General features: G+C 66.8%; 15 protein-coding genes, 4 tRNA genes and 2 pseudogenes. 15 read left to right on the top strand and 6 right to left on the bottom strand.

Annotation, left to right across the window (positions count from 1 at the left end):
• Nucleotides 1-39: 39 nt before the first annotated feature.
• Nucleotides 40-1,029, top strand: coding sequence for a hypothetical protein (locus tag ACQP1K_RS26120; RefSeq protein ID WP_433498326.1), 990 nt, complete (start codon nucleotides 40-42; stop codon nucleotides 1,027-1,029).
• A gap of 601 nt (nucleotides 1,030-1,630) precedes the next feature.
• Here the strand turns inward: ACQP1K_RS26120 and ACQP1K_RS26115 are convergent.
• On the bottom strand, nucleotides 1,631-2,494 hold the full coding sequence (locus tag ACQP1K_RS26115; RefSeq protein ID WP_433498325.1) for a GntR family transcriptional regulator: 864 nt from the start codon (nucleotides 2,492-2,494) through the stop codon (nucleotides 1,631-1,633).
• Between the two features lie 54 nt (nucleotides 2,495-2,548).
• Between ACQP1K_RS26115 and ACQP1K_RS26110 the strand changes: the two genes are divergently transcribed.
• The 6 genes and pseudogenes from ACQP1K_RS26110 (at nucleotide 2,549) to ACQP1K_RS26085 (ending at nucleotide 6,185) form a co-directional block, all read left to right on the top strand.
• Complete coding sequence (locus tag ACQP1K_RS26110) at nucleotides 2,549-2,764, top strand: replication initiator (RefSeq protein ID WP_433498324.1); 216 nt, start codon at nucleotides 2,549-2,551, stop codon at nucleotides 2,762-2,764.
• Complete coding sequence (locus tag ACQP1K_RS26105) at nucleotides 2,748-4,055, top strand: replication initiator (protein WP_433501649.1); 1,308 nt, start codon at nucleotides 2,748-2,750, stop codon at nucleotides 4,053-4,055. The genes ACQP1K_RS26110 and ACQP1K_RS26105 overlap by 17 nt, the downstream gene beginning before the upstream one ends.
• Nucleotides 4,045-4,224, top strand: a complete 180-nt coding sequence (locus ACQP1K_RS26100; protein ID WP_079315012.1) for a helix-turn-helix domain-containing protein — start codon at nucleotides 4,045-4,047, stop codon at nucleotides 4,222-4,224. Before ACQP1K_RS26105 ends, ACQP1K_RS26100 begins: the two co-directional genes overlap by 11 nt.
• Nucleotides 4,224-5,084, top strand: a pseudogene (locus tag ACQP1K_RS26095) (tyrosine-type recombinase/integrase); the annotation flags it as partial. The gene ACQP1K_RS26100 and the pseudogene ACQP1K_RS26095, both read left to right, overlap by 1 nt.
• A gap of 89 nt (nucleotides 5,085-5,173) precedes the next feature.
• Nucleotides 5,174-5,476, top strand: a complete 303-nt coding sequence (locus ACQP1K_RS26090) for a tyrosine-type recombinase/integrase (protein WP_433498323.1) — start codon at nucleotides 5,174-5,176, stop codon at nucleotides 5,474-5,476.
• A 103-nt stretch (nucleotides 5,477-5,579) separates the two neighbouring features.
• On the top strand, nucleotides 5,580-6,185 hold the full coding sequence (locus tag ACQP1K_RS26085) for a hypothetical protein (protein WP_433498322.1): 606 nt from the start codon (nucleotides 5,580-5,582) through the stop codon (nucleotides 6,183-6,185).
• A gap of 66 nt (nucleotides 6,186-6,251) precedes the next feature.
• On the opposite strand, the gene ACQP1K_RS26080 is transcribed toward ACQP1K_RS26085, so the two are convergent.
• Nucleotides 6,252-6,326, bottom strand: a tRNA-Lys gene (locus ACQP1K_RS26080).
• 104 nt (nucleotides 6,327-6,430) lie between these two features.
• A complete protein-coding gene (locus ACQP1K_RS26075; protein WP_433498321.1) occupies nucleotides 6,431-7,588 on the bottom strand; it encodes an acyl-CoA dehydrogenase family protein in 1,158 nt (385 codons plus the stop codon).
• 86 nt (nucleotides 7,589-7,674) lie between these two features.
• On the opposite strand from ACQP1K_RS26075, the gene ACQP1K_RS26070 reads away from it, so the two are divergent.
• Nucleotides 7,675-8,142, top strand: coding sequence for a PspC domain-containing protein (locus ACQP1K_RS26070; protein ID WP_433498320.1), 468 nt, complete (start codon nucleotides 7,675-7,677; stop codon nucleotides 8,140-8,142).
• Between the two features lie 5 nt (nucleotides 8,143-8,147).
• Here ACQP1K_RS26070 and ACQP1K_RS26065 read toward each other — a convergent pair whose 3' ends face one another.
• The gene (locus tag ACQP1K_RS26065; protein ID WP_433498319.1) at nucleotides 8,148-9,452 is read right to left on the bottom strand and encodes an MFS transporter; all 1,305 of its coding nucleotides are present in this window, start codon (nucleotides 9,450-9,452) and stop codon (nucleotides 8,148-8,150) included.
• A gap of 264 nt (nucleotides 9,453-9,716) precedes the next feature.
• A complete protein-coding gene (locus ACQP1K_RS26060; protein WP_433498318.1) occupies nucleotides 9,717-10,088 on the bottom strand; it encodes a metallopeptidase family protein in 372 nt (123 codons plus the stop codon).
• 300 nt (nucleotides 10,089-10,388) lie between these two features.
• Between ACQP1K_RS26060 and ACQP1K_RS26055 the strand changes: the two genes are divergently transcribed.
• The 4 genes from ACQP1K_RS26055 (at nucleotide 10,389) to ACQP1K_RS26040 (ending at nucleotide 12,432) form a co-directional block, all read left to right on the top strand.
• A complete protein-coding gene (locus tag ACQP1K_RS26055) occupies nucleotides 10,389-12,083 on the top strand; it encodes a metallophosphoesterase family protein (RefSeq protein WP_433498317.1) in 1,695 nt (564 codons plus the stop codon).
• Nucleotides 12,084-12,156 (top strand) — tRNA-Glu (locus ACQP1K_RS26050).
• Nucleotides 12,157-12,261: 105 nt separating this feature from the next.
• Nucleotides 12,262-12,336 (top strand) — tRNA-Asp (locus tag ACQP1K_RS26045).
• Nucleotides 12,337-12,355: 19 nt separating this feature from the next.
• Nucleotides 12,356-12,432 (top strand) — tRNA-Phe (locus ACQP1K_RS26040).
• Between the two features lie 472 nt (nucleotides 12,433-12,904).
• On the opposite strand, the pseudogene ACQP1K_RS26035 reads toward ACQP1K_RS26040, so the two are convergent.
• A pseudogene (locus ACQP1K_RS26035) lies at nucleotides 12,905-13,105 on the bottom strand (transposase); the annotation flags it as partial.
• A 683-nt stretch (nucleotides 13,106-13,788) separates the two neighbouring features.
• On the opposite strand from ACQP1K_RS26035, the gene ACQP1K_RS26030 reads away from it, so the two are divergent.
• The 3 genes from ACQP1K_RS26030 to ACQP1K_RS26020 are packed head-to-tail and all read left to right on the top strand — an operon-like array spanning nucleotide 13,789 to nucleotide 16,576.
• Complete coding sequence (locus ACQP1K_RS26030) at nucleotides 13,789-14,457, top strand: hypothetical protein (RefSeq protein ID WP_433498316.1); 669 nt, start codon at nucleotides 13,789-13,791, stop codon at nucleotides 14,455-14,457.
• 8 nt (nucleotides 14,458-14,465) lie between these two features.
• Nucleotides 14,466-15,968, top strand: a complete 1,503-nt coding sequence (locus ACQP1K_RS26025) for an N-6 DNA methylase (RefSeq protein WP_433498315.1) — start codon at nucleotides 14,466-14,468, stop codon at nucleotides 15,966-15,968.
• Nucleotides 15,965-16,576, top strand: coding sequence for a hypothetical protein (locus tag ACQP1K_RS26020; protein WP_433498314.1), 612 nt, complete (start codon nucleotides 15,965-15,967; stop codon nucleotides 16,574-16,576). The genes ACQP1K_RS26025 and ACQP1K_RS26020 overlap by 4 nt, the downstream gene beginning before the upstream one ends.
• The last annotated feature ends 129 nt before the right edge of the window (nucleotides 16,577-16,705 follow it).

Raw genomic sequence — 16,705 nt, 5'->3', positions numbered from 1 at the left:
ACTCGAGATCCAGTTTTTCAGCTTAATTCGTGTTTGTGGTTGGTGCGCAAGACTCCTCTTTCCAACAGCTCGCCCACCTACTACTCGCACGGATTCGTTTTTAGGGCTATTGGAAGAAAGCTGGGTGTTTCTGACGCTCTGAAGAAGTCTTTCCGAGAGCTTGGATGGACACCGGATCCTCCAGAGCCCGACGTCTTGATATATCACGCTGAGTCACGTGACTCTCTTGTTATCGAATGCAAGGCGCAGGGCTTTAGTCCTGCATCCTCAACGGCTCAGCAAGGCCGTAAATTGCTTGGTGTATGCGCAGAGCCCGATATAGCTGTAGGCTCTCCCAAAGGTACTGGGGAGGCGTATGTCGTATATGCGCTGCCACTGGAAGATGCTGAAGAGCAGCGGCAGACGTTAGCCGCACTGAACGGTGAAGTGGCAGAGGCCGGGCTCCCCTATGCCAAGTCAGGAACGCTGGGATTCGAGATAACAGACGGAGGGCTTTGGGCAGAGCTTTCTATCCCAGACGCCACTGACGGGTCTACAGTTACCTCGGTATGTAAGCGCGTTTGGGTCACGGATGGGGACGATGGAGCAGCTAGGCCAATCTACTTAATCCCTTACGACCCTACCGCTGTAGATAACCAAGAGCCCGAAGAGAAAGAGTATTGCACGAACCTTCTCGTGCAACGTGTCCTTACTCATGCGATGAGTATGCTCGGTCGTGCCGAGGTTCCAGACTTTGTACGGATACATGCTCACGACGCCTTGAGGGAGGCCACTTTTCGAGTATCGGATTACTGGCAGGCCTCAGAGCTCGGTAAGCTAGAGAATCGCATTGCGAGAATCCTGGCATCGCATCTGAACAAGGGGGCTTTTAAGGGCAAGATTCAATTGAGCGGTAACTGCGTTGAGGTTCATTTGGAGAACCTTGGAGCCCAAGATGCCATTCTTGCCATGCTGCATAAGGCTCGCACGGAAGTAATGGCACAAGCTATGCTCGACCCTCAATTGGCGCTTAACGAGGTGGACTCGTAATGCGGGTGCACTCGGTCACCCTCCTCTTCTGACCGCCCCGTACGCCATCGTCCCACCGCGAAGCGGCAGCGGGCCGGGGACGGAGGGGCAAGCCATACCTGCTCCCGGTGACCTTCCGTGCCCGCTGGTTGTCCTGCCCGCGTGGCCGGGCTTGCGCCGTAGGAGCCGGTCTGCTGGGCTCTGCCTGGGGCGATGGCGGGCGAGGCGATCAGCCCCCGCCACCTACGGCCCACGCTCGTGCTCGGCGATCACCTCGGGGCCGGAGTGCCCCCGCCAGAGGCACATTCATGCTCAGCCCTATTCGGCCCTATACCTCAAGCCGGAGAGCGTAGCGGCCGGCGCAACGCCATAGGCGCCCGAAGGGCCGCGAAGCGGTTGGGCCGGCGGCGGAGCGGTGGGTGGCGGAGCGCTGGGCGACGGCGCGTGGGTGGTCGGCGGGTTCGGTCGGTACGGCGTGGCGCTGGCTGCGGCGGGGCGGCCCGAGCCGCCGACGTCCGGGACCGGCCGGAGAGCCGCACGCCCGGACGGCGGGCGGGCGTGGGGCCGCCAGCGGCGGCGCGGAGCGCCGTCGCCTTGAACCAGTAAAGAAACTTTGAGCCCACTACACCCGAAGGGTCGCAAGCCCTCCCGGTTCGGCTGAGTCGTGGTCGCTGACGGATGCGGCCTCGAAACGGTCGCCGGGGGCTTCGATCTCGGTGAACTCCAGCGGGCGGCCGTGCTGGCTGAGCATGACCCGGCGCACGACCAGCAGGGGCGTTCCGATCGGCTCCATGCCGAGATCCTCGTAGGTCTCGCCGTAGGGCATCCGGGCGTGGACGGAGGTGGTCCAGCGCAGCGGCCCGTGCTGCCTCTCCAAGTGGGCGTAGTAGTCCTCGGGCTCCACGTGGGATTCGATCTCCCGGCCTGAGCCTTCACCGGTGATCGTCGCGACCTGGTCGGCGAGCACGTACGAGGACAGATGAATGCGGGCTCGGGTTCTGGTGTGCTGCCAGTAGGCGTAGCGGTAGACGACCATCGTTCCCCGGCGTACCGCCAGGATGTCGGCTCTGCTGCCCTCGGCGGTCATGAACAGCGCCGAGTTGGGGGTGACCTTGCTCTGGGCGCGTTCGGCCTCGCTGGGGACGGTGACGTGTTCCCATCCCTGCTTGGCGGGGTCGTAGGCCGGGCTCAGCAGGTCCTCGTGGTCGGGCCATCCGGTGAGGATCAGGCGGCGGTCAGGGGTCGGGCGGACGAATGTGCCGCGTCCGTGGGCGACGGTCAGCAGCCCCTCTCCGGCGAGTTGCGCGATGGCCTTGCGGATAGTCGGCCGGGAGGTGGCGGTACTCGCTGGCGAGGAATGCTTCTCCCGGCAGGGCCTGGCCGGGCCGGTAGTGGTCTTCCAGCACGTCGTTGCGCAAGAGGTCGGCGATGATCCGCCAGCGGGCGGCCTCCTTCTCCTCGGCCATGTGCCGATCCATGTGAGCAAGCACGTAGCACGTCTTGGACTACGTCTAGGTCACATCGGGAGAGAGGAGGCCGCATGAACAGCAAGGAGGAACAGCACCACACCCCACACCAGCAGCCTGAATGGCTGCTCGATCTCGCACGGCTGATGAACGACCCAGGCCATGACCGCTGGCGCTCGATGGTCGCGGCTACCGGGGGATGCGCCAATCCGGTGCACCTGACAGGGGAGTCCCTCGTCGTTCACGCGGACACCGGGGAGGTCCTGCACACGTATCGCACGAGCGGATGAGCCGTACGGGCGACTGCTCGTCGCCTGCGGCAATCGCCGGTCGTCGGTCTGCCGGGCCTGCTCGCAGCTCTACCAGGCGGATACCTTCCAGCTTGTCAGGGCCGGGCTGTCGGGAGGGAAGGGCGTCCCCGCTGAGGTCAGCGCTCACCCCCGGGTCTTCGTCACGCTCACCGCTCCGTCGTTCGGCCCAGTCCACACCCGAAGGGAGAAGGACGGCACGTCCCGCCCCTGCCGTCCACGCAGTCGAGACGAACCCTGCGAACACGGGCGGCCGGTCGGCTGCCACATCCGGCACGAGCCGAAAGACGAACAGCTCGGCCAACCGATCTGCCCCGGGTGCTACGACTACCGGGGCGCGGTTCTCTGGCAGGCACACGTCGGGGCGCTGTGGCACCGCTTCACGCTGGAGGTCCGGCGAGAGCTGGCCAGTCAGGCGGGCCTGAGCCGGAGGGCCTTCGCGCAGTTCGTCCGGGTCTCCTTCGCCAAGGTGGCGGAGTATCAGCGTCGGGGACTCGTCCACTTCCACGCCGTGATCCGCCTGGATGGTCCCGGCGGCGCGTCGGAGGTACCTCCCGAATGGGCGGACCACGCGCTGCTCTGCCGCGCCATTCCGCCAGCGGTCAAGCGGGTTCGGGTCACCACTGCGCCGAGCGCCTTCGGACAGTGGGACCTCCGATGGGGCGATCAGCTCGACATCCGGCCCATCGTCCTCGGCGGTGCTGCGGAGGGCCTCAGCGAGCGCGCCGTGGCGAGTTACATCACCAAGTACGCCACCAAGGGCGCGGAAGCCTCCGGGACGGTCGATCAACGGTTGGCCTGCCCGGCGTGCGGTGGCCGCGGGCGTGACCGCTTCGCCACCTGTCGGCGCTGCCAGGGGACCGGCCTCAAACCGGGCCTGCACCTGGACGCCCTGCCCGTGACCGAGCATGCCCGGCGCATGATTCGCGAGTGCTGGGACCTCGGCGGCCGTCCGGAGTTCGCCGACCTACGGTTGCGGCCCTGGGCTCACATGCTCGGCTTCCGGGGCCACTTCTCCACCAAGAGCCGTGACTACTCCACCACGCTCACGAGGATTCGCGGCGAGCGCGCCATGCACCGCGCGACGGAGGCACGGGAGAAGTACGGCCTCCCGGCCGTGGGGGACGCGACCACCCTCGTGCTCGGTCACTGGCGGTTCGCCGGCATCGGCTACACCCCCGGAGAAGCGATCCTCGCCGAGCACATCCGGCAACGGGTGGAGACCGCACGGGCCCTTGCCGCCGAGCGCGAGGAGGACCGGCTTGGCGGATGACTTCCTGACGGTGGAGGAGGCCGCACAGCTCCTCAAGATCGGCAGGTCCACTCTCTACGACCTTCTCCGCTCCGGCGAACTGGCCTCGTTCCTCATCGGCCACCGTCGCCGCATCCCCAGATCCGCCATAGACGATCTCGTCGCCCGACTGATGAAGGAGGCTTCCTGATGCCCAAACGAACGAAGCAACCGAACGGCGCTGGCAGCGTCTACCAGCGCAAGGACGGCCGCTGGGAGGGCGCGGCCTACTTAGAAGCCCTCGACGGCACCCGGAAGCGGTTCCGGGTGTACGGCAAGACGTGGGAGGAGGCCAACGCCAAGCTCACCGAAGCTCTCGCCGACGCGCGCAAAGGCGTCCCCGTGGAGACGACCACGCTCAGTCTCGGCGACTACCTGACGTACTGGCTCGAACAGGTCGCCAAGCCGAAGGTTCGGCCGTCCACCTACCGGAGTTACGAGACGTACGTGCGGCTGTACCTGATCCCGGGGCTCGGCAAGAAGCAGCTCAAGAAGCTCACGGCCCAGGACATCCGGACGTGGCTCGTGAAGGCATCCAAGACGTGCCAGTGCTGCCTACAGGGGCACGACGCCAAACGGCCGAAGCGGCACAAGGACCCGGCGAAGCAGCAGCGATGCTGCGCGATCGGGAAGTGCTGCAACAAGGTGCCGTCGCCCCGGACGGTGCAGTACCTTCACGCCCTGCTCCGGGCCGCGCTCGCGCAGGCGGTCCGCGAAGACCTGGTGCTGCGCAACGTCGCGAAGAACGTCCAACTGGGCACCGTTGAGCGGCCGGAGATCCAGGCGCTCACCCTCCACGAGGCCAAGCAGTTCCTCCGGCAGGCACGCAAGGGCCGGTTCTACGCGGTGTATGCCGTGGCTCTGGGCGTCGGCCTCCGGCGCGGTGAGGCGCTCGGGCTCCGCTGGGATGACGTCGACCTGGACAACGGCGTGCTCCGCGTCCGGCAGGCGCTCCAGCGGCAGAAGGGCGAGGGGCTCAAGCTCGTGCCGCTCAAGACGCAGCGCTCTCGTCGTACGATCCGGCTCCCGGAGAACCTGGTGAAGGTCCTCAAGGAGCACAGGGCCGAGCAAGCCGCGGAGCGCCTGGCAGCCGGATCAGCGTGGAACAACCCGCACGGCCTGGTCTTCACGACGCACATCGGGACCGCCATCGAGCCGGAGAACCCTACCGGCACTTCCGGGCCGTGTGCGACGCGGCGGGCATCCGGCGGGTACGACTGCACGACCTCCGGCACACATGCGCCACGATCCTGCTCGCACAGGGAGTGGACACCCGGACCATCATGGAGATCCTCGGCCACAGCACGATCGTGCTGACCATGAACACCTACGCCCACGTGCTACCCGAGCACCAAGCGACAGCGCTCGACAAGCTCGAAAAGGCGCTGGGAGGTCTCGCTTAGAGAGAGCTTGAGTGAACGAGGGTCCGCCCGCCGATGCCGGGGATGGCAGGCGATGATCTGTTGCGGCAAAGTCATATCAACCACCTCGCCGGGAGTCCTCAACGTGAACAACCCAACATCGTTCACCGACCGTGAGAACTGGTCCGGTGAATGGTATGAACTGGCCATCGAGATCGGCGACACCAGCGATAAACGCCTTCAAGGGGCGCTGTCGGCACTCTGGCGAGCGGCCGCCATCGAGGGCTGCTACGGCCATCGCGATCGTGAGCCCGAGGAGCAGAACGAGGTCGCCTGCACCGTTTCGTCACTGGCCGAATTCGGATTCCTGCGAGGTACGGTCATCCTTCCGACCGGTCACCGGGTTGTGTGCGGATGCGTGGCTGTCCGTGAGGACGGCGGCTCGGACTGGCTCGACTTCTACCTACCGGTGGGCGCGCTTGAGCGCATTGACGAGCGGTTCGGAAGCTACCTCTTCGATCAGACCAGCGGAGAGGCAGTCTTCGCTTGGCGGCGCACGTACGACGACTGGCTGGCCGACATCGGGACCAGCGTCTATCAGGAGGTCCCGTTCCGACTCGGCTTGATCAGCTTCGAGACGTCAGGCAGCGTCGATGCGCGTGAACTGAACGGTACCCCGCCCGAAGAGCGCTGGATGGGATACCTGTTGCCGGCTGACGGGGTCCTTCGCTACCTGGCCGCCAATGGGTGACCGACGTTGCCGTCAACCGTAGCCGTCAACAGCCCCGAACGATCAACGTTTCGGGGCTGTTTTCGCTGGTGGGGTGCCAGGGACTCGAACCCTGAACCGACGGATTAAAAGTCCGCAGCTCTGCCATTGAGCTAGCACCCCTTGCCGGCATGCCGGGTCGTGCTTCACAGAAACACTTCCCAGATGCAGGGTACAGAGCGTACCCGTCATCCGGCGACGTGCTTTCGTCCGATCACGATACTCGGTCAGCGGAAGGCATCGAGATCGGTCAGGGCCTTGCCCAGGGTCAGCAGGTGCACTTCCTGGGTGCCCTCGTACGTGAGCACGGACTCCAGGTTGTTCATGTGCCGGATCACCGGGTACTCCAGGGTCACGCCGTTGGCGCCCAGCACGGTCCTGGCCTCGCGGGCGATGTCCAGCGCGGCGCGGACGTTGGCGAGTTTGCCGAAGCTGACCTGGCGCGGCTTGAGTTCGCCGGCGTCCTTCAACCGGCCGAGGTGCAGCGCGGTGAGCCCGGCCTGGCCGAGGGCCACCGCCATCCAGGCCAGCTTCTCCTGGGTGAGCTGGAACGCCCCGATCGGCTTGCCGAACTGCACGCGGGTCCTGGCGTAGTCGACCGCCGCCTCAAGACAGGCACGGCCCGCGCCCACGACCCCCCACAGGATCCCGAACCTCGCCTCGGTCAGGCAGGAGAGCGGCCCCTTCAGGCCGACCACGCCCGGCAGTACGGCCGACGCGGGCAGCCGTACGTCGTCGAAGTAGAGGGATGACGTGACCGAGGCGCGCAGCGACATCTTGCGGTGGATCTCCGGCGCGGAGAACCCCGGAATCGAGGTCGGCACGACGAAGCCGCGTATGCCCTCGTCGGTGCGGGCCCACACCACGGCCACGTCCGCGATCGAGCCGTTGGTGATCCACATCTTGGCGCCGTTGAGGATCCAGTCACCCGAGGGGTCCTGCTTGGCGGTGGTGCGCATGCCTGCGGGGTCGGAGCCATGGTCCGGCTCGGTCAGGCCGAAGCATCCGATGGCCTCCCCGGACGCCATCCGCGGCAGCCACTCCTGTTTCTGCTCCTCCGAGCCGTACTTCCAGATCGGGAACATGGCCAGCGACCCCTGCACGGACACGAACGACCGGAGCCCCGAGTCGCCGGCCTCCAGCTCGCGACAGGCCACGCCGTACGACACCGCGTCGAGGCCGGCGCAGCCGTACCCGTCGAGATGCATCCCGAGCATGCCGAGCGACCCGAGCTCGGGGGCGAGCTCGCGCGCCGGGAAGACACCCTGCTCGAACCAGTCCCCGACGTACGGGAGGACCCGGTCGGAGACGAAGCCCGCCGCGGAGTCCCTGACCAGGCGTTGTTCCGGTGTGAGCTGGTCATCGATCTCGAGGAGGTCGTCCATGAAGGCCAGCGTATCCGGGAAGGGTCGGGGTCTCGCCAGGGGGAATCCCGATGTGCACGGGGGTATGAAAAGGGCAGTCTGAAGTCATGAACGAGATGAACACCAACGGTCCGGTCAAGCGGCTACAACGCACCGACAACGGCAAGATCATCGCTGGGGTCTGCTCCGGCGTCGGGGAGTACATCGGCGTCGACCCCAACATCCTGCGTCTGGCGCTGGCCGTCGCCAGCTTCTTCGGCGGCCTCGGCTTCGGCGTGTACGCGGTGGCCTGGCTCCTCCTCCCCGAGAAGGACAAGGACACCTCCATCGTCCAGGATCTGCTCGACAAGAAGAAGGACGGCCAGGCCTGGCAGGACGCCGCCAAGGCGAAGTGGCACGACGTGCAGAGCAGCTGGTCGCGTCCTGGCCGGTCCGGGGACGACGCCCAGAACCCGTACGGCTCTCAGCAGCCGTACGGCGACTACGGACAGCACCCCTACGGCCAGCAGGCGCCGTACGGCCAGGCCCCGGCCACCGATCCCGCCGCCCGGCCCGAGGACCGGCCGCAGTCCTGACCCCCTCAGGCCCCGCTGGTGGCCCGGACCTTGGCGATGATCTCTCTGCGGGAACCGGTCCAGAGCACGGTCAGCATGGCCGCGACGGAGAGTCCGGCCGCGCCGGCCAGCGCGATCACGGGCTCTGGGCCGAGTTCCTGGGCGGCGACGCCGCCGAGGAGGATGCCGATGCCCTGGGCGGCCAGCAGTCCTGACTGCACGAGTCCGAACGCCTGGCCACGCCCGGCCGGTGGGACGCATTGGACGAAAGCGGCATTCGCCGCCAACTGGTAGGCGCCGCCGACACCGGAAAGCGCCCAGAGCGCCAGGACGGCCGGCAGCGGCGGATCCATCGCGCACAGCACGAGGGGCGCGCAGGTCAGCATGGCGAGCCACCCCATCCCGCGCAGCCGTCCCGTCGGTGTGACGAAGCGCCCGAACAGGAACGCCCCGACGACCGTCCCGGCCGGCATCGCGGCCATCAGCAGCCCGGTGATCACCGGGACCGACAGCGTGCCGTCGTCGAGCTCGGCCGCGTACGGCACGGCGATGCCCTCTGGCAGCACGTAGAACCCGCACAGCCAGGCGAACCCGACGAGCGTGCGCAGTCGCCGGTCCCCGAAGACGAGCCGCGCCCCGTCCCTGGTCATCGCCCACACCGACGGCCGCCCGTCGCCGTCGTCTCGCAGCGGCGCGGGACGGCGCCGCACCCCGGCGACGATCGCCAGCGCGGAGGCGAGGAACGTCGAGCAGTCCAGCGCGAGCGCGCGGTACGGCCCCAGGCTCGCGATGACCGCCCCGCCGACGGCGAAGCCGAGCATCTGGACGGCCTGGTTGGTCACGTTCTGGAGGGCGGATCCCACCACGTAGCGGTCGCCCTCCAGCACCTCGGGCAGCAGCGCGGCGCGGGCAGCGGAGAACGGCGCGCCGAGCAGCACCACGCAGAAGACGAGCACACAGAGCACGGCGAACGGCGTCCCGGGCACCGCCATCACCGCGAGCAGCAGGGCACGCAGCAGATCGCAGCACAGCATGACCCGCCTGCGCGGGTAACGGTCGGCCAGCCCGGCCAGCAGCGGCCCGCCGACGATGGGCGGCAGATAGGTCAGCGCGTAGACGGCGGCGGTGGCGAGGGCGGACTCGGTGCGATGGTAGACGAGGACGGCCAGCGCCACCTGGGCGAGCTGGTCGCCGAGCAGCGACAGGATCTGCCCGAACCACAGCGCGCGGAACTCCCTGACCGAGACGACCTCACCATAGGTGACGCGAGCCTCGGGCGGACGGCGATGCCTGCCTGAGAGCCTGCCGGTGCCGGGCTTCGTGGCCGCCATCTCACTCCGATGCGCTCCTGCTGCTCCGTCGAAACGACCACCGAAGCCGGCATTGGCGCATTCGTGACCCGCCTATCGCCCATGCCTGACACACTGTGGTCATCACGTTACTTACAGTGCCGGGCCGTACGGCGGATTGCAAGCCGGTCACCGACGGAGCCCGGTCACCAACCGGGCTCGGTCACGAATCGGACCGGGTCACAGGCGGAGCCGGTAACGAATCGGGCCGGGCAACAGGGGGAGCGGGTCGTCGATCGGGCGGGGTCACCAGCCGAGCTCGTGGAGCCTCGCATCGTCGATGCCGAAATGATGGGCGATCTCGTGGACGACGGTGATCGTCACCTCTTCGACCACTTCGTCCTCGGTCTCGCAGATCTCCAGCGTGGGATTGCGATAAATCTCGATGCGGTCCGGCAGGACCCCCGAGTACCAGTCACCGCGCTCTGTCAGCGGGATGCCGGTGTACAGCCCGAGAAGCCCGGGCTCGGGCGGGTCGTCCACCACGACGACCACGACGTTGTTCATGAGTTTGGCCAGCTCGGGCGGGATCGTGTCCAGCGCGTCGGCCACGAGCTCCTCGAACCTTCTCAGCGGGACGTCGATCACGCCCCCATCGTGGCATCGCGTCCTGTCCATGGCGAGCCCGGGTCCCCGTGTTTCACGGCGAGTCCGGCTCCGGTCGCGGCGGTCCTGGACGTGTCATCGGGTTCGTATCCGTGCGAGGCCCGCGGCCGCGCCCACCCGGCGAGGGTGAAGTGTGTCAGAAACGGCTGGCAGACTGGGCGAGGCGGCCGACCGAGGAAGCCAGGAAAGACGAAGAAGGCCGGATGGGCGGTCCTCGATGCGAGCGGGGGCCCTGGACACGCCATGGTCTGTCGCTGATTTTTTCGGGCGTCAGAGCGCGGTTGCCGGCGAATCCGGGTAAAGAGAAAGGCAATGAAGATCTTGGCGTGGAAGGAGGCCGCTCGACGGCTGGCCGGCGGCCGTACGGCACAGATCGCGGCTGTCGTCCTGGCGGCCGTCATCGGGGGATGGCTGGGCCTGGCGCTCGGCGCCTCAGCGCAGACCTCCGTCGGCCCGGCGGACATCGGGATGTCGCTGGCCCCTTCCTGGACCGGCGAGACCGTCGTCGACGTCCGCCCGCTCGGCACGCTGAACTTCGACACGCACAACAGTCCGGTACGGCTCCACCTCACTATCGAGGCGGTCCATCCGGAGCTGGCCCAGGAGATCATCAGCGATCCCCGGTGGGCCGACCGTCTGCCCGAGATGATCGAGCGGGACGCGATCGAAGGTCTGCGCACACTCGCCATCCGGGCGGCGCTGTTCGCGGTCGGGGCCGGCTTCGTCACCGGGCTGGTCGCCTTCCGTCGTCTCTCCCGGGCCGCCTGGACCGCGGCCGCCTCGCTGACCATGGTCGTCGTCCTCGGCGGGGTGTCGGTGCTGACGTTCAACCCCAGGTCCGTCGCCGAGCCGCGTTATACGGGCCTGCTGACGGGTGTTCCGTCCCTGATCGGCAGCGCCGAGTCGATCGTGAGCCGGTTCTCGGAGTATCGGGGGCAGCTCGCCAAGCTCGTCACCAACGTGTCCCAACTCTACGAGGCCGGGTCCACGCTGCCGATCTTCGATCCAGACCCCGAGATGATCCGGGTGCTGCACGTCTCCGATCTGCACATCAACCCGATCGGCTGGAACGTGATCAGGTCGCTGAAGGAGCAGTTCAAGGCGGACCTGATCATCGACACGGGCGATATCAGCGACCACGGAACCAAGGCCGAGAACGAGTACGTCAAGGAGATCGGCCGTCTCGGCGTGCCGTACGTCTTCGTGCGCGGCAACCATGACTCGATGAAGACCCAGCGGGCCGTGGCCAAGCAGAAGAACGCGATCGTATTGGACGGCGAGGCGGCGACGGTCAAGGGGCTGCGCATCTACGGCCTCGGCGATCCGCGGTTCACCCCGGACAAATCCGTACAGGAGGCGGGGGTTTCCAACGAGGCGCTCTACGCGCTCGGTCGTGAACACGCCGCCCGGATCGCCCCTCCGGAGCCGGTCCCACCACTGCCTTCACCGCCGCCCTCGTCATCGCCTGAGCCCTCGTCCTCACCGTCACCTGAGCCCTCGTCCACGCCGTCACCCTCGGCCCCGGCGCCGGAGAAGATCGTCGCCGACGTCGTGGCGGTGCACGACTCGAATATGGGACACGGGTTCTCGGGGGTCGTCCCGCTCGTGCTGTCCGGTCACGCCCACCGGCGCTCGACCGAGGTGCTGCCCACCGGGACCCGGCTGATGGTCCAGGGCTCCACCGGAGGCGCCGGCCTGCGCGGCCTCGAACACGACGAGCCGACCCCGCTCACGGCCTCGGTGCTCTACTTCAGCAAGACCACCCACAGGATGGAGGCCTGGGACGACATCACCGTCGGTGGCCTGGGCGAACAGTCGATCCAGGTGGAGCGTCACCTGGAGTCGGAGCCTGGCCGTACAATTTTCTCGGAGTCGAAAGAGGCCCCGTCGCCAGCGGGAACGATCACCGGCTCACCGTCGCAGTCCGCTTTGGCATCAGGGGCAAACGTCCCCTATGCTTCAGAGGTCTCCGACGGAAGGCGTCACGGAACAGGGCGACGTCCCTGAGCCCCCATCGTCTAGCGGCCTAGGACACCGCCCTTTCAAGGCGGCGGCACGGGTTCGAATCCCGTTGGGGGCACGTACGGGTTCCGGCACACTGGGAAAACGAGAGGTCGAAGACCTCCGGGGAACTGGTAGGCTAGGCAAGCCGAACAACACGGAAGCGAAGTCTTCCGGACATAGAGGTCCTGTAGAGCAGTTTGGAGTGCTCGCCACCCTGTCAAGGTGGAGGTCGCGGGTTCAAGTCCCGTCAGGACCGCGTACGGCGGAACCGCCGAGGTCAGGTAGCTCAGTTGGTACGAGCGTCCGCCTGAAAAGCGGAAGGTCGGCAGTTCGACCCTGCCCCTGACCACCACACGTGAACAGCCAAGACGCCCCGAGCAACCAAGCTCCGGGGCGTTTTTGATCTCCAGTGACAGCAACGCTCTCCAAACTGTCCCTACCTGGCGCTACTCTCCCTCCACAATTGAGATCGATGTTGCTTCTTTGTCTCAGATGGAGGCTCCGCTCCAGGACAGCGTGAATTCGATGAGGGTTGAGGTACATCTCACCAAGAGCCCTGTGGTTCCTGCTGATGAGGTATGGGGCGCTGAGTTTCATGATCCTGACCTTACGGGCCCCGCTTGGACGCGTGATTGGCTCCTCTCTGAGCTTGATCGCTTTACCTGGCAAGAGGGGGAGCGGGTACCTTATGTGCTGGAGTTTCGGCAAGATGATTTCAACTGGGGAGCTAGCGCCTCTGGCTACTCGGTAATTCTGTAGGTTGCTGAATGGGTCGGTGCTGGAATTGCGGGGTCTACTGCCTACGGGGGTTTCAAGAGCCTTATTTGGGTGTCCCACGGCCGATTGCGGTAGCCGTTGCGGGTGTTGATCCGCTGGTCGGTCACCTCGCCGTAGCCGGCCCCGCAGAGCTGTTCGACCTCGGCGTCCATCATCCGCTGCGCGAACTCCCGGATCACCGTGCGCAGCAGGTCCGGGCTCGCTGCGGCCAGGGTGTCTTCGAGGTAGTCCCTGGCAGCGGGCACAATGTCATTGACGGCCACTTCGTCCCCTTCGTGTTGATGTGAATCGAAGGATTACGGAGTGGCCGTCCCTTGTCACATCGATCTCACCCGCACCAACCGCAGGGCTTGATCAGCCGCACACCATCTCCCCGGACGCGAACTGGCCCCCCGAGCGCGCCGTCGCGGCTCTATACGGGAGAACCTCCCAGCGATCCGGCTGGTGAGCTCATCGAACATCGACTGCCACCGCGAGCCCGCTACGCTGTCGTCTGCGGCCACCGCACGATCTTTGATTGTCAGCACAACACTCGATGATCGCGGTGTCCGTCCGCGTCTCTACGCCCGCCTACCAGCAAGATCCCGATCTACGGCTGGAGTGCTAGGCAAAGGAACGGCGGATGGACGGATGGGGCACACAGGACGCTTGTGCCGCAGATTGAGCGCGTCTGTTCGCTAGTGCCCGCCCAAGGTGACCTGCCAATCCTCCGGGCGAGTTCGCCACCTCGGCGACTGTTAACACGCTATGAGTATTTCTGATGCACTTGTGCTACTGAGTTGTAGGGCTTACTCTTTCGGCTACGGGATCGAGTCCAGCCCAGAAAAGGCCGTGCCCCGGGCGGCATGCTGCTCTGAGCAGAGGCGGGCCCGGGGCTTACGTTTTCACGTTACCACGTCACGGTCTGGCCGAACCTGCCGAGGAGGATCTCTTGGACGCCGAACTACCGCAGTGGATGCGCCGGGCGCTCTCCGAGCCCCGCCTGGCCCCCTACCTGCGCTGTTCCAGGGCCGATGCCGCGCAGGCCGAGCGTCTGTACTACTGGAACCTGGAGGTCGCCGCCGCGTTCTACGGTCCGCTGCACTTCCTTGAGGTCTCCCTGCGCAACGTCTTCCACCGGGCCCTCACTGCCAAGTTCGGCCGTCCCGACTGGTGGGAAGCCGCACCGCTGACCCCGCACAGCGAGCGGCAGGTCCGTAAGGCCGCCGAATACGCCGTTGCCAACGTCGGCTCCCGCCGCCTCGTCGTGCCTGACGACATGGTCGCCGAACTGACCTTCGGCTTCTGGGTTTCCCTCATCAGTCGCCGCTACGACCGGCACCTGTGGGTCCCGGCCTTGCACGCAGCCTTCCGCGACTGCCCGGAGACACGCCGGGATCTGCACGATGGACTGCTGTCCCTCGTCCTGTTCCGTAATCGAATCATGCACCACGAGCCCGTCCACACCCGCGACCTCGCCGCCGACTACGCCAAGCTCTGCCGCATGCTCGGCTACCTCGAACCGGAGGCCGCCGGATTGCTCCCGCAGATGGACCGGGTCGCCGAGGCCCTGTCCCGGCGCGGCGACGTCTGTGCGGGTCTGCTCGCCCCCCGTCTGTAGGGGGCAGTGTGCATCTCCTCTCCCTGTCCGAGATCGCACGGGCACTGGACGTCAGCCGCGCCGCGGTCAGTAACTGGCGTCGCCGTCACCCCGAGACCTTCCCCCGGCCGGTCGAACAGGAGGGGCGAACGCTCTTCCGCGCAGAGGAGATCGCGGCCTGGTTGGACGCGCGTGGAATCGCCCGTCCACCGTCCTTCCCCAGTGGAGCAGTGACCGCCACCTCGGGCGACCTCGCCCATCACGCCACCGCGTCGGGCACGAGTGACCCGGCCGTCGAACAGTTGACAGGCCTATGGGCCAGGCTACTTAGGTCGCCCGAATTCCAGAGCCTGGCAGACGCACCCGGGGTCCTGGTAGAGCTGGTGGCGACGCGGCTGCGAGATCCGCGTGCCTGGGCCGCGCTCACCGAAAGGGCCGCGACCGGTCCGATCGAGGCACTGGCTTCCTTCCTGCGTGCCAAAAACCTCCCGTCCGTCGCCCTGCAACCGGGAGCCGCGCCCGCCGTTCATCTGCTGTTCGCCGCCCTGAACGACCTGTGGCCGCCGCGAGACAACGCCGGATGGGCGGCGCTGACCGACAGCCTCCTGGAGGCATTGTCCGAGCATGCCCCCTGGATGAAGGGTGAGTACTTCACTCCCCGCCCGGTCGTCGGCCTGATGCTGTCGGTCACGGAAGTCAAGTCCGGCGAAGAAGTTTTCGATCCCAGCTGCGGAGCCGGCAGTGTGCTGGCGCGTGCCGCAGAGGTGGCTGGAGACAGGGTCCGAGGAAACGCGCTGTGGAGCCGATCCGCCGCTACGACACGGGCCATGCTGGCTCTCCAGGGAATTCACGCGGACATCACCGAGGACCCAGACCCCCGACCAGATCCCTTGAGGAAATTCTCCGCCATCTTGGCCAACCCTCCGTTCGCACGCCGACTCGACGCGCCTCGCGATTCGCGCTTTGGACGCATCCCTGCGGCGAACGCCGACTTCGCGTGGCTGTGCGACGCCTACGAGCAGCTCGCACCGGGCGGACGTGCGGCCATCCTCATGCCGAACGGCACCACCTTCCGATCCGGTGCCGAACGCGATCTGAGAGCCGCCATGGTCGAGGCCGGAGCCGTCGAGCGCGTCATCGCGCTGCCTGTCGGCCTTTTCGCTCCCTACACCGGCATCGCAGTGACCCTGTGGATGCTGCGCCGCGGAACGGCCGCTAGGGACGTCGTGATTGTGGACGGAACTGACCTTGGCCACCGTGTCGACGGCTCTCGCCGTACCCTCAGCGAGGAGGACATTTCGCTGCTCCGGTCCACCGAGCCGAGTGATCGGGTCAGGGTCGTCTCCCTCGCCGAGATCCGGGACATGGACTATGACCTGACGCCCGCCCGCTACATTACCCGGCACTCCACACCGGTGCCCGACACCCTGACCGACCGGTTGAACACCCTGAAGCGGGCCGAGCATGCGGCTCATCTGGCCGATGCTCGGGCACTCGAACAGCTGAGCAGGATCATTGGAGGCGGGTCGTGATCGAGACCTTCCCCGAGGAGTGGCCGCGGATTCCGTTGCGCGAGATTGCCGCTATCCAGGCGGGCCCCTCCAACCTCACTCCCTCGCTGCTGCCCCCCGGGGAGCCCGGCGTGCCTGTCCTGTCGCCCACCGAGATCAGCTGGTTCTCGGTGGCTCAGGAGGCGGCGCGAGCAGTTGCCACACAGGCCGCGACTGGACTCCACCGCTACCGGGTGCGGGCCGGAGACCTGGTGTGCGTGCGGACTGGCGACCTGGGCCGGGCGGCTGCCATCGGGGCTGATCAGGACGGCTGGATTCTCGGCACCTCTTGCCTGAGGCTGCGCCTGACCCGTCCCGTCGACCCCGGATACGTGCTGCGCTACCTGGCCCATCCGCAGACCCGCGACTGGATCCGCATCCACGCCCGGTATTCCACTATCCCCAGCCTCAGCACCAAGGTGCTCGGTGACCTCCCTTTCGTGGTCGCCCCCGGCGACGTCCAAGCACTGGTCTCCGATGTCCTCGGTGCGCTAGAAGACAAGATGGCTGCACATCGACAGGTGATCGCCGAGTGTGAACGGCTCCACGCCTGGCTGCTGCCGTACCTGATGTCTGGACGCCAGAGGTGATCAAGCATGGGCCGCGTGCCGGAGGTCGTACGGCCGGGGGCCAGGGGAGAGGCCACCTGGGTGGGGGTGAGGGCGAGCGTGCGGGCCTCCTGCCACACCTCCGTGTAACTCCGTTCAAGGGGGTGGCCC

It is taken from the genome of Sphaerimonospora sp. CA-214678 (assembly GCF_050942215.1).
Lineage (GTDB): Bacteria > Actinomycetota > Actinomycetes > Streptosporangiales > Streptosporangiaceae > Sphaerimonospora.
The sequence above is the reverse complement of the archived record's forward strand: the minus strand, read 5'-3'. Positions and strand labels throughout refer to the sequence as shown.

Excerpts from the sequence above, each read along its gene's own strand:
- ACQP1K_RS26065 (WP_433498319.1), bottom strand. The coding sequence starts at position 9,452 with ATGGCGGCCACGAAGCCCGGCACCGGCAGGCTCTCAGGCAGGCATCGC.
- ACQP1K_RS26075 (WP_433498321.1), bottom strand. The coding sequence starts at position 7,588 with ATGGACGACCTCCTCGAGATCGATGACCAGCTCACACCGGAACAACGC.
- ACQP1K_RS26060 (WP_433498318.1), bottom strand. The coding sequence starts at position 10,088 with ATGGACAGGACGCGATGCCACGATGGGGGCGTGATCGACGTCCCGCTG.
- ACQP1K_RS26110 (WP_433498324.1), top strand. The coding sequence starts at position 2,549 with ATGAACAGCAAGGAGGAACAGCACCACACCCCACACCAGCAGCCTGAA.
- ACQP1K_RS26055 (WP_433498317.1), top strand. The coding sequence starts at position 10,389 with ATGAAGATCTTGGCGTGGAAGGAGGCCGCTCGACGGCTGGCCGGCGGC.
- ACQP1K_RS26070 (WP_433498320.1), top strand. The coding sequence starts at position 7,675 with ATGAACGAGATGAACACCAACGGTCCGGTCAAGCGGCTACAACGCACC.